12 protein-coding genes are annotated in these 13,938 nt (G+C 34.0%); 3 read left to right on the top strand and 9 right to left on the bottom strand.

All coding sequences use genetic code 11. The features are described 5' to 3' along the window. The coding region (locus AB8B65_RS17250) for a sensor histidine kinase (RefSeq protein ID WP_405302526.1) at nt 1–767 on the top strand (767 nt) is incomplete at its 5' end. 5 nt (nt 768–772) lie between these two features. Continuing rightward, a complete protein-coding gene (locus AB8B65_RS17245; protein WP_405302525.1) occupies nt 773–1,429 on the top strand; it encodes a response regulator in 657 nt (218 codons plus the stop codon). A 434-nt stretch (nt 1,430–1,863) separates the two neighbouring features. Here the strand turns inward: AB8B65_RS17245 and AB8B65_RS17240 are convergent, their stop codons facing one another. The 6 genes from AB8B65_RS17240 to AB8B65_RS17215 all read right to left on the bottom strand — a co-directional run bounded on the left by AB8B65_RS17240 (nt 1,864) and on the right by AB8B65_RS17215 (nt 9,472). Beyond that, nucleotides 1,864–2,598: a nitroreductase family protein gene (locus tag AB8B65_RS17240; protein ID WP_405302524.1), complete on the bottom strand. Its 735-nt coding sequence runs from the start codon at nt 2,596–2,598 to the stop codon at nt 1,864–1,866. A 110-nt stretch (nt 2,599–2,708) separates the two neighbouring features. After that, complete coding sequence (locus AB8B65_RS17235) at nt 2,709–2,981, bottom strand: hypothetical protein (protein WP_405302523.1); 273 nt, start codon at nt 2,979–2,981, stop codon at nt 2,709–2,711. Between the two features lie 525 nt (nt 2,982–3,506). Next, nucleotides 3,507–3,695: a hypothetical protein gene (locus AB8B65_RS17230; protein ID WP_405302522.1), complete on the bottom strand. Its 189-nt coding sequence runs from the start codon at nt 3,693–3,695 to the stop codon at nt 3,507–3,509. 121 nt (nt 3,696–3,816) lie between these two features. Then, entirely contained in the window at nt 3,817–5,568 is a 1,752-nt protein-coding gene (locus tag AB8B65_RS17225) for a helix-turn-helix domain-containing protein (protein WP_405302521.1), read from the bottom strand. A 100-nt stretch (nt 5,569–5,668) separates the two neighbouring features. After that, on the bottom strand, nt 5,669–7,048 hold the full coding sequence (locus AB8B65_RS17220) for an aldehyde dehydrogenase (protein WP_405302520.1): 1,380 nt from the start codon (nt 7,046–7,048) through the stop codon (nt 5,669–5,671). Between the two features lie 90 nt (nt 7,049–7,138). Beyond that, nucleotides 7,139–9,472, bottom strand: a complete 2,334-nt coding sequence (locus tag AB8B65_RS17215) for a penicillin acylase family protein (protein ID WP_405302519.1) — start codon at nt 9,470–9,472, stop codon at nt 7,139–7,141. A 170-nt stretch (nt 9,473–9,642) separates the two neighbouring features. On the opposite strand from AB8B65_RS17215, the gene AB8B65_RS17210 reads away from it, so the two are divergent. After that, the gene (locus AB8B65_RS17210) at nt 9,643–9,852 is read left to right on the top strand and encodes a hypothetical protein (protein ID WP_405302517.1); all 210 of its coding nucleotides are present in this window, start codon (nt 9,643–9,645) and stop codon (nt 9,850–9,852) included. Between the two features lie 54 nt (nt 9,853–9,906). On the opposite strand, the gene AB8B65_RS17205 is transcribed toward AB8B65_RS17210, so the two are convergent. From AB8B65_RS17205 to AB8B65_RS17195, 3 genes are all read right to left on the bottom strand, one after another. Beyond that, nucleotides 9,907–10,428 (bottom strand): hypothetical protein, encoded by a 522-nt coding sequence (locus AB8B65_RS17205; protein ID WP_405302516.1) that lies wholly within the window; start codon nt 10,426–10,428, stop codon nt 9,907–9,909. 41 nt (nt 10,429–10,469) lie between these two features. Next, on the bottom strand, nt 10,470–10,859 hold the full coding sequence (locus AB8B65_RS17200) for a Rid family detoxifying hydrolase (RefSeq protein ID WP_405302515.1): 390 nt from the start codon (nt 10,857–10,859) through the stop codon (nt 10,470–10,472). A gap of 152 nt (nt 10,860–11,011) precedes the next feature. Then, entirely contained in the window at nt 11,012–13,768 is a 2,757-nt protein-coding gene (locus AB8B65_RS17195; protein ID WP_405302514.1) for a putative LPS assembly protein LptD, read from the bottom strand. Nucleotides 13,769–13,938: the final 170 nt, after the last annotated feature.

Here is a 13,938-nt window from a genome sequence, read left to right as displayed (position 1 = left end):
ATCAAGAAATACAAATGCTTGTTGCAGCAACATCTATGGTGTTGCTTATTTTGTTAATAACCGTTATTATATTATTTGTTTTCTTTCAAAAGCGTAAACTGAAGTTTATTCTTGAAAAGAAAGAAGCCGAAAAGCGATACATGGAAGAAATTGCCAAATCGCAAATTGAAATACAAGAGCAAGCTTTGCAGAATATGAGTTGGGAATTGCATGATAATATTGGGCAATTATTGTCAGTAGCTCGTATGCATATCAATATATTAGGAACACAACTTACCGAAGAAAACAAAGAGAAATTAGACGATATTAGTGAAATTGTTGGAAAAAGTCTGCAAGAAATTCGACTGCTTTCTAAAACAATGAATACTGAGATTATTCAAAACATGGGACTTATTAAGTCGATAGAAGTAGAGCTAGACCGATTTAATAAATTAAATTTCCTAGTAGCAACATTGCGTACTTTTGGGAAAGAACGCTCATTAGATATCAAAGAAGAAATTATTTTGTTCCGTATTTTACAAGAATTTTTCTCAAATGCCATCAAACATTCCAAAGCAAAAAGTTTGGAAGTAACCTTAAATTTTGAAGCCGACCGATTGATTATTTTAGCACAAGACGATGGTGTTGGTTTTGAAGAAGGAGAAATAGAAAAAGGCTCAGGATTAATCAACATGAAAAGTCGTGCAGCCATTATAAATGCAGAATTTAGTATGAAATCTGCAAAAAATAAAGGAGTTTCCTTAACTTTATCCTATCCCTATAAATAAAAATAATGAAAAAACATTCAGTTGTAATTGTAGATGACCATTTGCTTTTTGCGCAATCGCTGCAAGGATTGGTCAATGCATTTGATGAGTTTGAGGTTTTATACCATGTAAAGAATGGAAGTGAACTGATTAAGAAATTATTAGAATCCGAAAATGTCCCAGATATTATCCTACTTGATATTAATATGCCAGTAATGAATGGCTTTGAAACGATGGAATGGATTAAAGAAAATCGACCAAGCATTCAAGTATTGGCACTTTCTATGGACGACCATGAAGAAACTATTATTAAAATGTTGCGCTTAGGCGCGAAAGGATATTTACTGAAAGACATTCATCCAGAAATATTTTACAAAGCTTTAAATGAAGTCATTTCAAACGGAATATACTATTCGGAACGTGTGGCAACTACGTTACTGAATTCGCTTCACGGAAATGACGAAAAAGAAGTAGTCAATGGAAAACCGTTGAAAGACACAGAGTTTACCTTTTTGAAGTTGGCGTGTACGGAAATGACATACAAGGAAATAGCACAAGAAATGTGTTTGAGTCCCAAAACTATTGATGGCTATCGCGAATCTTTATTCAAACATTTTAAGGTAAAAAGCAGAATTGGCTTGGTATTGTATGCAATTCGTAACAACTTGGTGAATAGTAAGTAAGACTTGCTTCGATCTTAGTATTTTTAGTATCGGCTTTGCCTGTTAGATTATTTCACTTCGACAAGCTCAGCGCGAGTGCTTTTGGAAATATACGAACATTGAGCGGAGCCGAAATGTGGATCGCTTCGCTCGTATCTTTAAAAAACTCTGAAAATTTATACTTTTATAGTAATCAACCTTTTGTGAGTTTTACGATTGAAAATGAGTCAAATTTGTATCGAGAATAGAATATTTTGTACTAAACAGTTCTCGATACGATTTTTCGTATTTCTAAATCACTCGAAATGACGCTTCGTTATACTTTTGAATTCAAAATACACAACGGGTTAATCAGAACTTTGATAGACTCAGTGTAAACAAAAAACAAGTTAAAGTTTTTAAAAAGTGTATCAGTTTAGTATAAAGGTTGTACGTTTTTAACCAGCAACCAGCAACTAAACTTCCGTATACGTACTTTCAAAAGGAACTCTAAATTGTGGGCCATAGATTCCGTTTTCACTACGAACGCCACAACCAATAATCATATTGATTTCAGCACCACGCGGTAATTTTAAAATCTTTTTTACACGCAGTGTATCACTTCCTTCCATCGGGCAAGTGTCATACCCAATTCCAGCCATACTAATCATGAAGTTTTGTGCTGCCAAACCAGCGCTTTTGTGTGCTACAATTCGCAAATCGCTCAAACGGACTTGTCTGTACACAGGTCGAAACAATCCGATGCAATTAAAAACCGCATATTTCAACCATCCATACAGCCCTAAAAACTCGGCATAAATGGGCGGAATCAACTTTTGATAATAATTTAGAGCAAACTTTTCTCTTCGTGAATATTCGTCTTTTGGCTTATCACCATACAAACTTTTTAAAAAACCAACATTAGCTTTAGCGCGTTGTTTCCATTTATCTTTTCGTGCTACAACAACGACTAATTGTTTGGCCGTTTTTGCAGCATTTTGTCCCAAGCAAGCTGTTGTTAGTTCTTTTAAAACCGTTTCATCTGTCACATGATAAAACTCCCATAACTGTAAATTACTACTCGTAGGCGCTAATACAGCGTTTTTTATGCAGTTTTTTACCTTTTTGGTATCAATTTCAATGTCTTTGTCAAAAACGCGTACAGAGCGTCTGTATTGTATAGCTTCGGTTACTGTTTTTTCTGAGGTCATATACAAACTTACGCATATTACAACGAACAAAAAAAGGGAATACTTAGTATTGTATTCCCTTTTCAGTTTAACCTAAAATAATATTCATGAAGTGAATTTTATACTACCAACTATCTTGGATTACTTGTTCCGCAATCAGTTGGAATACAACTATATCCGCAAGTTATGTTTGTTGGGTTTGGTGGTGGCGGTGGATTTGTTCCTGTTGGCGGCGGCGTACAGAAAAAAGAATCATCTTCTGGTGGCTCAGTTGCGCTCACACAAGGTGGCGCAAAGGTAAAGCAACCAAAATACGTTCCTGTTCCTCCAGTTAAACTCGTAGTTTTTAAAGAAGAAACGGTTCTTTTTCCTAATGACAATCCTGAGATTTTCTTTTTTTTCATAATTAAGTAAATAAATGTTAATGTAATGTGCCTGTTTTTTTAGTGTTTGGCTTTCCCACAATACGATCGATCTGAGAACAATAGTACAAGGGTTTTTGATGAAAAAAAAGGAAGAGAAACCCAAATTAAACGAATTGGGACTTCAATTTTTAAGCTTTAAAACAATGATCAAGCAAAAAACAAAGTCTTCTGGAATTGATTGTAAATACTGCGATTGGAAGAATTATATAAAATAAAATTACCCTAAATTAAACGAAAAAGGGTTCAAGCATGAAAGTTATGAGCTGTGTTTGTTATGTGATGCAATTTTCTTAAAAAAATAGCATTGTAAATAGCTTAATTCTCTTCTGTTTCTATACACTTTATGTGATTGTAATTGATCTTGAATAGAAAAATATAAAGTCGATAGAAGTGTTACAAAAAACGTTTTTTAAAGTCTATTAATGGAAAAGCTTAGCGCATAAAAAAACCAAAGAAATTGCTTTCCTTGGTTTTAAAATAATTCGAATTTAGCTTTGAATTAATCTAGCAATGATCACCATTGCTACTAAAATCAACTGTATATCTTGAAGTCGTACAAGTTATTTCTTCTGTTTCTTGCGGGCAGTCATCTGTATTGTTAGGATTCTTTGTTGGATTTCCTCCTAAAAGTGCTCCTAATTTTGATACATTGATTTTATTTAATCGTAAATTTTTGTTTGAAATTTTCTTCATAATGAATTTTTTTGTGATGTGTATTTATTTTATTCGACATGTGAATGAATACTCAAACATACCGTAGATTCTGCATTTTTCATAGAAAATGAACCCTATTCTAAACAAAATAGGGTAGTAATTATACTTCTTCCTGATTTAATTTTCTAATGTAATAGGAAGGATACAATGAGGTTTGTTTTTTAAAGTGCTTGGTAAAAGAATCAGCACTTTTATAGCCAACTTCTTCTGAGATTGACTTGATGGAATAGGCTCTAAAAAGTGAATCCGATTTCAAACGCTTCAAGGTATATTGAATGCGAAGATTATTAATATAATCGGTAAAGCTTATTTCCTTTTGTTCATTAACAATTTTTGATAAGTACGTAGCGTTTGTTTTTACTTTCTTTGCTACAAAACGAAGATTACAATTAGAATCTAAATACAACTCCTGTGTTTCAAACTTTTCTAGGCCTTTTAAAATTGCTTGTGCCTTTTCGTCAGTAATACTTAAGGTTTTCTTAGAAGTGCCGTCTTTTGGCTCTTTTAGAGGATCGTTTTTGGTTTCTAAAATGGAAATTTTCTCAATAAGTGCTTTGTAAGCAATTTGCTTTTTTTGTTCTTTTCTTCTGTAAAAAATATAGCTAATTATTATTCCTGTTAGCAATAATGCTAGGATATAATACAGGTATTTTACTTTTTTTTGAGCAACACCTTCTTTTTGACTCATTTTTTTAATGAATTCAATTTGTGACGCTTGTTGAAAATTGAAAATTAATTGATGAATGCGAACATCTTTTTCAAGACTCTCTAGTTTTAAAGGATAATATTTTGCGTAGTAGTCGTCTCTTTTTTCCTTATCACCTAATTTTTCGTAACAATACATTAATGTTTCAATCATATACAGATATTCGTATGGAATAAACTGACCTTTCTCAGAATTGGATATCGCTTTTTTATCATTTTCAGTTTGAATAATATCAAAAGCATTTTCAATATTGCGAATTGCAGCTTCATATTCTTTCAAAGCAAAATGGCATTGTGCCATATAATAGTAAACTTGAATATTTCTATTGTCTTGTTCTTGTAATTCTAAAATAGCTTCTTTGGCTTTTTCTAATATTTTTAGTGATTTGGAAATATCACCTTTATGGTAATAGTATAGCGCATCAAACGGATAGAGATAAGTTAATGATTCTTTATCTTTATTATCTATACTTTCTTTTAAGCCTAAATCTAGATAGAACCGAGCAGAATCAAGTTGTTCTGTTCTTAAAAAATTATCAACGATTCCTATGATGATACTATTTCTAGAATTTTTACTGATAATAGTTGTATCTTCAGAAAGGCGAAACATTTTTTTGTATGTTTTCATCGATTCATGATACTGTTTCGTCTCCATTTTTAGCAACGCAATATTGATTTTGGCAATGATTTCTCCTCTTCGTTGCTTATATTTTTCAGAAATTTGAAGTGCAGTGTTAAAAGCAGCAGCTGCATCAGCATAATTTCCGTATTGTCCGTGCGCTTTTCCTTTTAAATTATAAAGTTTAATGAGAATACTGTCTTTGTCAGTTTTTGCCCGTGAAATTCCTTTGTTTAAAAGCGTAACTGATTCAGAGTAATTCCCTTGTACATCAGCAATAAAAGCAAAATAGAAATAGCTGTCAATAATCGCGAATGTATTTTTCTTAGTGATGGCTTTTTTATGATAGACTTCTGTGTAGATTTGGGCAGTATCAGGAGCTGAATATCTATGTTCTTTAATCAAACTAATAAGCTCGTTGTTAGTTTTGTTGATTAAACTATCAGGAATTTGAAAATTTTCTTCTTGTGCCGAAAGTATACAGCAGAAAAAAAGGAAGAAATAAAAGAATGGTAGTGATTGTTTCATTCAAAAATGATATCGGATTCAAGATCAAAAATTACAGTACAATATATAAAAATAGACTTGCTGAAATCTTAATTTTAAACTAAAAAAATCAGAAAATATTTTAGAAATATTTCAAAAAAGTCTTTAAAATTCTCAACTTTCCTTTATATGGCGCATATCGAACAGGAATGTCTAACCAAGTTTTTTTATTGGTAATTGATTTTTTATGTGAGAATGTATCAAAACTTCCTTTTCCGTGATATGAACCCATTCCACTATTACCAACACCACCAAAAGGCATTCTGTGATTTACAAAGTGTGTTACGGTATCATTGATAGCACCGCCACCAAAGGAATAACGGGTTATCATACGTTTGGCAAATTTCTTATCTTTTGAAAACACATACAAAGCCAACGGTTTTTCGTAATGCGCAATAATAGTACTGATATCTTCTAAGGACGAATAGACTTGAATCGGTAAAATAGGGCCAAAAATTTCATCGCGCATTGCATCACTATCCAAAGAAGGTTCATCCAAAATAGTCGGCGCAATGTACAAGTCGTCTGCATCTGTAACGCCGCCATACAGAACTTTTTCATCTTTTAACATCGTTGCCAAGCGCTGAAAATTCTTTTCATTAATGATTCTTGGATAATCGGCTGATGCTTGCGGATTTGTTCCATAAGCAGCTTCAATCTCAGCAATCAATGCTTTTATAAAGTCAAACTTTGCTTGCGCTTGTACAATCAAATAATCGGGTGCAATACAGGTTTGTCCTGCATTCAAAAATTTTCCCCAAACAATTCGCTTTGCAGTCAATTTAAAATCGGAATGAATATCTACAATACACGGGTTTTTTCCGCCAAGTTCCAACGTAACTGGTGTTAAATTTGGCGCGGCTGCTTTGGCAATAATTTTTCCAACATTGACACTTCCTGTAAAGAAAATATAATCCCAACGTTCTGCCAGTAATTCTTGTGAAATTGACACGCCGCCTTGTACCACTTTTACATGGTTTTCGTTAAAAACAGCAGTAATAATTTCTTCTAAAATTTGCGAAGTATGCGGAGTTAACTCAGAAGGTTTTAAAACTACCGTATTTCCAGCAGCTACTGCACCAATTAAAGGCGCTACTGCCAATTGATACGGATAATTCCAAGGTGCAATAATCAACGTTGTTCCGTAGGGTTCTGAATGAATACGATCTTTGGAAGGAAAATTTAGTAAAGCTGGCCAAACTCGTGTTGGTTTTGACCAAGATTTTAATTTCTTAATCGCCAATTTCAATTCAGAAATTACAATACTTGTTTCCGTCAGTACCGATTCAAAAACGGGTTTCTTAAAATCAGCATACAACGCATCGCAAATAGCTGTTTCACGTTTTTTAACTTCTTTTAAAAGCTTTTTCAACGTTTTCTTTCGATAGTTAAGATCATACGTTTGCCTACTTTTAAAAAAGTCTTTCTGAGCTTGTACAATTTCGGAGTAGTTGTATTCCATAAGGTTTGCGTAATGGTCTTGCTAAAGTATCAAAAAAAAATGTGTTCTTTTTGTCTGACTTATCTTATAAAAGTAAAACTGAATTCTATTTTAATTTAAAATCAAGGTGTTTTTAGCCGTTTTCTTAATTTCTTCTGTATTAAGAAGCATCTTTCTAAATTTCCCTTGTATGTACATTTCTGCCTGATCGTCATAATGTTCACTAAACGGATTTCCAGATTGTCCTGTTGGCAAAATACTCATACTATTTTCTACATCCGAAAAATCAATAACACGTCGTGTAGAAGGTCCAAAATACACTTTATATTCTCCAGATTCATCGTAATGAAATCCTAAATTATTAATTACTTCTCCCGTTCCAGGTGCTTCGTACGGACCTACATTAAAGTACGATCGTAGCATTTCTACTTTTCCAATTGGATGCGGATGTTCTACGGTGTGCACTTTATTCCATGTCCAATCCGAAATAGTATTCCCTAATTGCGCTTCTAATTTTGCGACTGTTTCTTTGAATGATTTCAGTAGAATATCTTTTCGTGTTTCTGTTTTTTCGGTAGAAATATCATCAAACCAAACAGATTCTTTATACAGTAATGGCGCCATAAAACGTTTGGAAATATGTGTTTTAATCAGCATTTCAAAAGTTGCTGTATCAAGCTCATCGGTAAATGTATTTTTTAAATATTGATAGATAAATCGATGGTAAATTGTAGGTGCGTTATCTGTTAATTGATTATCACCATTCCAGTTTTTGAGCACGGTAATTACTTCTTTCTCTTTCGCAGAAAAATCAGCATCTGCAATTACATTTAGTACGTGCTGAATGGTCTCTGCATGTACTTTTGACGTTACATCGAGCGTCATTTCCATAATATCAGCTTTTGTCCATTTGTCATTCGCCTCTACCAATTCTACAATGCGTTTTGCTCTATTTTCGGGTAAATAATAGCCAGGATACAAACTTCCGTTGATACTATCGGGTTGATTGTTGGCAGAATACACATAATTCCATGGCGGATTGGTTGCGCTTGGGTTTTCGGAAGCATCCATAAAACGAATGGGTTCATCATTTCCAGAAATTCCATCTAAAATCAATTTAGAGTTTACATGTGCAGGTCGTTCAATCAATTGTCCAACCGCATACCAACCAATATTATCCTCGGCATCACCATACATTAAATTTAAACCTGGCGCGTGAATTTTACCTAAAGATTGTTCAAATTCTTCCTGATTTGTAGCGTGCGACATTGTGTAACAAGCATCTAACAATTGATTTTTTCGTTGTGTATACACCCACGACATGGCAACAGGTTGTTCAAAATTGACTCCATCCGCAATTCCGTTTAAAACAGGTCCGTGTTTGGTTGTTTTTACAGAAACAGTAACATCGTCAGCATCTTTTACTTTTATCGTTTTTGTAATTTCTTTTACAATAGCATTTTCTTCTTCCCAATAAAAATCGATGTCATCATTTTCAAACATCGTCATTCCATACGCAATATTTCGGTTGTGACCTAATAAAGGAAACGGCGTTCCGGCCAAGTGATAGCCATACATTTCGTATGTTGGCGTATGTACATGCGCTTCATACCAAACGGAAGGTTGCGAAAATCCAATATGTGGATCATTCGCAAAAAGAACCTTTCCTGTCGCAGTTTTTTGTGGTGCCAAAACCCAACTATTACTTCCGATAAATTGTGGAATAGGTAACGGTTTTAGGGCTTTATCAACAGCAGCAATTAGTGTATTTTTAACTTTGGTAGTATCTTTTGCAGGATAATTTTGTAAAAGTGTTGTATTTGGATCTACGTGTACGCCTAAATCTGTTAAGTATTCGTTGCCTAATTTTTGCTGAATACTCGTTAATAACGGATCTGTTTTGTGCGCCATGGCAAAGCTAAACGCCATATAACCAAAGATGTTATGAATGTCTTTTATGGTAAACGCTGTTTTGTCAATTCCAGTTAAGTAAAATTCAATTGGCGTTGCGCCATGTTCTAAAAACTGATTTATTCCGTCAACATACGCTTGCGCCAAAATATAACTCTTTGAGTTTTTGTCTAATGCAGCTACAGTTGCTTTTGAAGCTTCATCAATTCTTGTGGCGGCAAAAAAGCGATCTGTATCAATCGTGGCTTCTCCAAATACTTCCGATAATCGTGCAGGTGCAATTCTACGCATCAATTCCATTTGCCACAAACGATCTTGCGCATGTACAAAACCTAAAGCTGTAAATGCATCTAGTTCATTTTCAGCGTAAATATGGGGAATTCCATAATCGTCATAATGAACAGTAACTTCTTCTTGAAGGTTTTCAATATCAAAACTTCCATTGTAGGTTGGGAGTAATGTTCTATAAAAAATGAATCCTACAATAAGGATAATAAGCAATATAACTCCAATGATTTTTGCGGCTTTCTTCACAGGTTGGGATTTTGTTAAAATTACAAAAAAATGTTTAGAGTTAGCGGATTATTAAAGTAGTTAAAGTAAGTATGTAAATAAGTTTTTTCTGTCTTTTTAAGGCAAAACCGTAATACTTTTCTTTAAAAAGAGTTTATTTTTATGTAATATATGAATCAAAAAAAGTTATTATGTTAAAGCAAATTAAAAACATTCAAGGAGTAAAACAGCTTTCTAAACAAGCACAACAAAATTTTAAAGGCGGATTTGGTAATTACAGCGCTACTTGCCAAGGCGTTCAGATTATTGTGAACACAGAAACCTGTCCTTCAAGTCATCCATTTATGCATCCAGCGGGACATTGTATTTGTTGTAGTGGTAGATGGAGAATAGAAAAATAGTACACCTAATTTATTAACATACCAAAGCGAGCTAATTAGTTCGCTTTGTGTATTTTAAAATGTAATCAATTGCTGTGCATAATCGCCAGATGCGTTTCCTTCATATTCTTTTCCATTTTCGGTAATTGCTGTAAACCACAGTGCAAAATCGAATTTGTGTTCATTCCAAATCCATTCAGGTAAGTCTTTGCAAGCATCCCAAATATTTCCTTCTGCTTCAATTACTGCAAAAAAGCTTGTCGTGCCCGAAACTTCTATGGGCATTTGTGGAAATACAGTTTTGAACGGAATTGATACAGGATCAATTCTAATATCCGCTTCATCTTCATAACGATGCCAATCTTGTTGATTTACAGAACAGCTAGGAGTGAGACTTGCTATTTTTCCATTTCCTTGAATCGTAACTTTTACGAGTAAAAAGATATCATCGAGCTGACTTTCTGTGAATTGTGTATATGGTTTTATATACGTTTTGATATCATTGATTTCATCATCTGAAAGAATTCCTTTGAGTTGCTTGCTAATTTCTTCAATGTTTTCCTGTGTAATAGGAGCGAATTTGGTGTTTATTTTCATCAGTTGGTGATTGATTTCGATAAAAATTACAAAAAAAGATATTAAGCACCTTCAATAGCAATCATAGAAATTTCTACGTTTACATATTTTGGTAAGTTTCCAACTTCTACGGTTTCACGTGCTGGCGCAGTTGCTTCATTAAAGTATTGACTGTATACCGCGTTTATTTTTGTGAAATCGTTCATATTCTTAATGAAAATAGACGTTTTTACTACATTTTCAAAAGTCATATCAGCCGCAGCTAACACCGCTTTCATGTTTTCCATGACTTGCTTGGTTTCTATTTCGATAGAATCCATTACAAGTTCTCCCGTTTTTGGATCAATCGCAATTTGACCAGAAGTATATAAGGTTCCGTTTATAAGTATTGCTTGATTGTACGGTCCAATAGGAGCGGGCGCGTTTGGTGTTGAAATGATTTGTTTTGCCATGGTTGTGTTTTTTGTTGATTCGTCAATTCGTTGATGCGTCGGTTTGTTTTTTGTGAATTTACAGCTATTGTTAATTTGTTTTTCCAAACACCCAAAATCCAAAATTGACAAGCAAAGCGCATCTAAAATTTAATAGATCTAAGAAGTCTAATCTACAATCTTCTATCTGGTTCACTTCGTTGTTCCCACTTCACATCACGTAAGATTGAAGCTTTAATTCCAATAAAGAAATACCAAGAAGCACGCGAGCTAAATGGAACCCAGTCAAAGTTGATTCGCCAACTCTTCAAATCACGCTCAAAACGCATTTGCGTAAACGTAAATCCTTTGTTTTTGAAATCGTAACCCGAAGAAACTCCGACTTTCCATTGTGGCGTTAATTCAACATTCCCAGAGAACATCAATGAGTTGTTAGAAATTTTATTTTGTCTATTACTATTCAGATAAGTAACTGTGTACGCGAGTCGTAAATCCCACGGAATCTTGGCTCGGTAGGCTTCCACATCTTCTTTTTCTTCATCTTCATCGTCGTCGTCTCCAAACGTTTGCCGGTCACTAAAATCTTGTGCGCGCCCAAACAAGTCATCATCACGTCCTCCACTTCGTGTATTATCCGTTCCCGAATCGCCTTTTCCTTCCAAGCTTTTACTTGAGAAAGAGTAGTTAAAGTTTAAATTGGCGCTTGTCAATCGGAATAAACTTCCGCCATTGTTAATATTAAATTTATTGATACGTACGCCTTCATTATCAATAGAATACGGATCTAAGTTTGCGCCAAAGTTTACATTCAGTTTATTGTTAAATAATTGCGTGCTACCAGAAACTCTTACTGGTGACCACGCTAACGAATCGGCGGCAATATTGTAATTTGTAGAAAAATTTAAACTGTTTAAAAGCATTACCTTTTTAGCTTCAGTTTGTGTTGAATCTTTTGGGCGAATTTTGGCTTCGACCGTATTTGCAAGATTAATTCCAATGGAACTTGCAAAATTTCTACCTGGCGTACCAAAAAGACCATCTTCAAAACGCGTATATTCTTGTACCGTATTATTTTCAGCGTCAATAATATATTCGTCGTAATACTGATCAAACGCTGGATTGTAACTATAACTAATAGAAGGTCGTAACGTATGTCGAATGGCTTGTATTTTCCGATCTTTTCCACGTTCAAACGTACCGTATAAGGTAGTTCCGACACTGGCACTAAAATTATACGTTCTAAAGGAATCAAAACCGTTAATAGTATCTTTTACTGATGCAGTTTGTTCAGTTTGATCTGTTGGATTTATAAAGGCATCAGATCTTTTGGTGGTTTGCAAAGCCCAAACTTCATCATAATTTCCTCCCAAACTCACACTAATATAATTGAATACTTTAAAGTTTGTATTTAAAGGAATACTATGTCGCACACCAACTTTAGCGTCTTTAAACATTTCTTTGGTAAAAAATAAAGAATCGGTCGTGTTAATTCTGTTTTCTCCACGCAAATTGTACTGAAAATTAATATTTTTTAAAATTCCCTTTTTAGTTCCTTCTTTAGGAGCAAAAGGATAAATACGTTCTACACTTGCTTGTAATGTTGGCAAGGTAAGATTGATGCTTTCTGTATTTGTGTTTTGTGAATGCGTAGCGGTTACCGAAACATTTACCGATGGATAATTTGGAAACGTTTTTGAATACGAAACTGACGAATTCAGTGTGTTGTTTAAGAAATTTGGCGTGTTTAGCTGATTAATAGAAGCTTGATAAAACGAACTACTACCTAAGTTTACCGAAGCAGAAAACCGTGAATTCGGATTGGCTTTTGCATCTTGATTGTGCGACCAACGAATGTTATAAATGTTTGATTTACTGTAGTCTGGAAAACCACGTTGACTATTAATTACGGCTTCAAATCGCATGCTTAAATTTCCGCGGAAGCGATATCGCAAGGCATAATTTGATTCGACTCGAAATGCATAACTACCATTCGTATAATAATCACCCAAAAGTGCCAAGTCAAAATAATCACTGACGGCAAAATAATATCCTCCATTTTGAAAAAAGTATCCACGACTGTTGTTTTCTCCAAAAGTTGGAAAAATAAATCCGGAAGCTCTATCGTCTGTCAAAGGAAAATAGGCAAACGGAAAACCAATTGGCGTTGGTACATCGGCAATATACATGTTGGTTACTCCGGAAACGATCTTTTTATTAGGAACGAGTTTAATTTTTCGCGCTAAAAAATAGTATTCAGGATTATCAATGTCTTTAGAAGTGGTAAATTTTGCATTTTGAATAAAAATTACGGAGTCATTCTCTTTCTTGGTCAACTCTCCATAAATCTGTGTTCCGTTTTGTTCGGTTCGCGAATTCCAAATCAATGCTTTTTCGGTATTAAAATTAAAGCGAATAGAATCGGGTTCCACAACACTTTCTGCTTGTTTAAAATATGGTGCTTGCGAATATACACCTGCCGAATCTTTCAATCGACCTGCATATACTTCGTTTTTTTCATAATCTAAAATAATAATTCCCGATTTTAACTCTGTATCTTGATAATATAATTCGGCTTCATCATATAATAAGATTTGTTTCTTACGCTGACTAATTTTCACATAATCTTTCGATTTGTATTTTACTTGATCGAGCAGAAGCGGTTGTTTTTTTGGAAGCGTATCTCCTTTAATGGAATCGTTCTTTATAGAATCTACACGTTTGCGTGTCCCAATTTTAATGACTTCGTTGACATTTGCTTTTAGGGTATCGCCTTTTTGTTCCTTTTCTTTTTCGGGTTCAAATGGCAGTTTCTTCCTAGTTGGAAGTTCCTGTGAAAAAGCAAAGAAACTCACCAATAATAGGATGAGCTGAATAGGTATGTAAAATCTCTTTGTCTGCAATGGTGTAATTCGATATTCTTTATAATACACAAAAGAAAGATTTCTTTTATGAATAATCAACTAACTTTTATATTTTCGTTTATTGTACGAAAGGCGTAAAAGTATGGCTCAATATTTGAAGTGCCAAACCTAGTAGTGTATTTTTATCATACATTTATGATATTTTAATTATAATTAACACAATAAGGAATACACAAAAC

It is taken from the genome of Kordia sp. (assembly GCF_045105435.1).
GTDB lineage: Bacteria > Bacteroidota > Bacteroidia > Flavobacteriales > Flavobacteriaceae > Kordia.
The sequence above is the reverse complement of the archived record's forward strand: the minus strand, read 5'-3'. Positions and strand labels throughout refer to the sequence as shown.

Coding starts and splice junctions, on each gene's coding strand:
- AB8B65_RS17220 (WP_405302520.1), bottom strand. CDS start 7,048: ATGGAATACAACTACTCCGAAATTGTACAAGCTCAGAAAGACTTTTTT.
- AB8B65_RS17205 (WP_405302516.1), bottom strand. CDS start 10,428: ATGAAAATAAACACCAAATTCGCTCCTATTACACAGGAAAACATTGAA.
- AB8B65_RS17235 (WP_405302523.1), bottom strand. CDS start 2,981: ATGAAAAAAAAGAAAATCTCAGGATTGTCATTAGGAAAAAGAACCGTT.
- AB8B65_RS17200 (WP_405302515.1), bottom strand. CDS start 10,859: ATGGCAAAACAAATCATTTCAACACCAAACGCGCCCGCTCCTATTGGA.
- AB8B65_RS17240 (WP_405302524.1), bottom strand. CDS start 2,598: ATGACCTCAGAAAAAACAGTAACCGAAGCTATACAATACAGACGCTCT.
- AB8B65_RS17225 (WP_405302521.1), bottom strand. CDS start 5,568: ATGAAACAATCACTACCATTCTTTTATTTCTTCCTTTTTTTCTGCTGT.
- AB8B65_RS17230 (WP_405302522.1), bottom strand. CDS start 3,695: ATGAAGAAAATTTCAAACAAAAATTTACGATTAAATAAAATCAATGTA.
- AB8B65_RS17245 (WP_405302525.1), top strand. CDS start 773: ATGAAAAAACATTCAGTTGTAATTGTAGATGACCATTTGCTTTTTGCG.
- AB8B65_RS17210 (WP_405302517.1), top strand. CDS start 9,643: ATGTTAAAGCAAATTAAAAACATTCAAGGAGTAAAACAGCTTTCTAAA.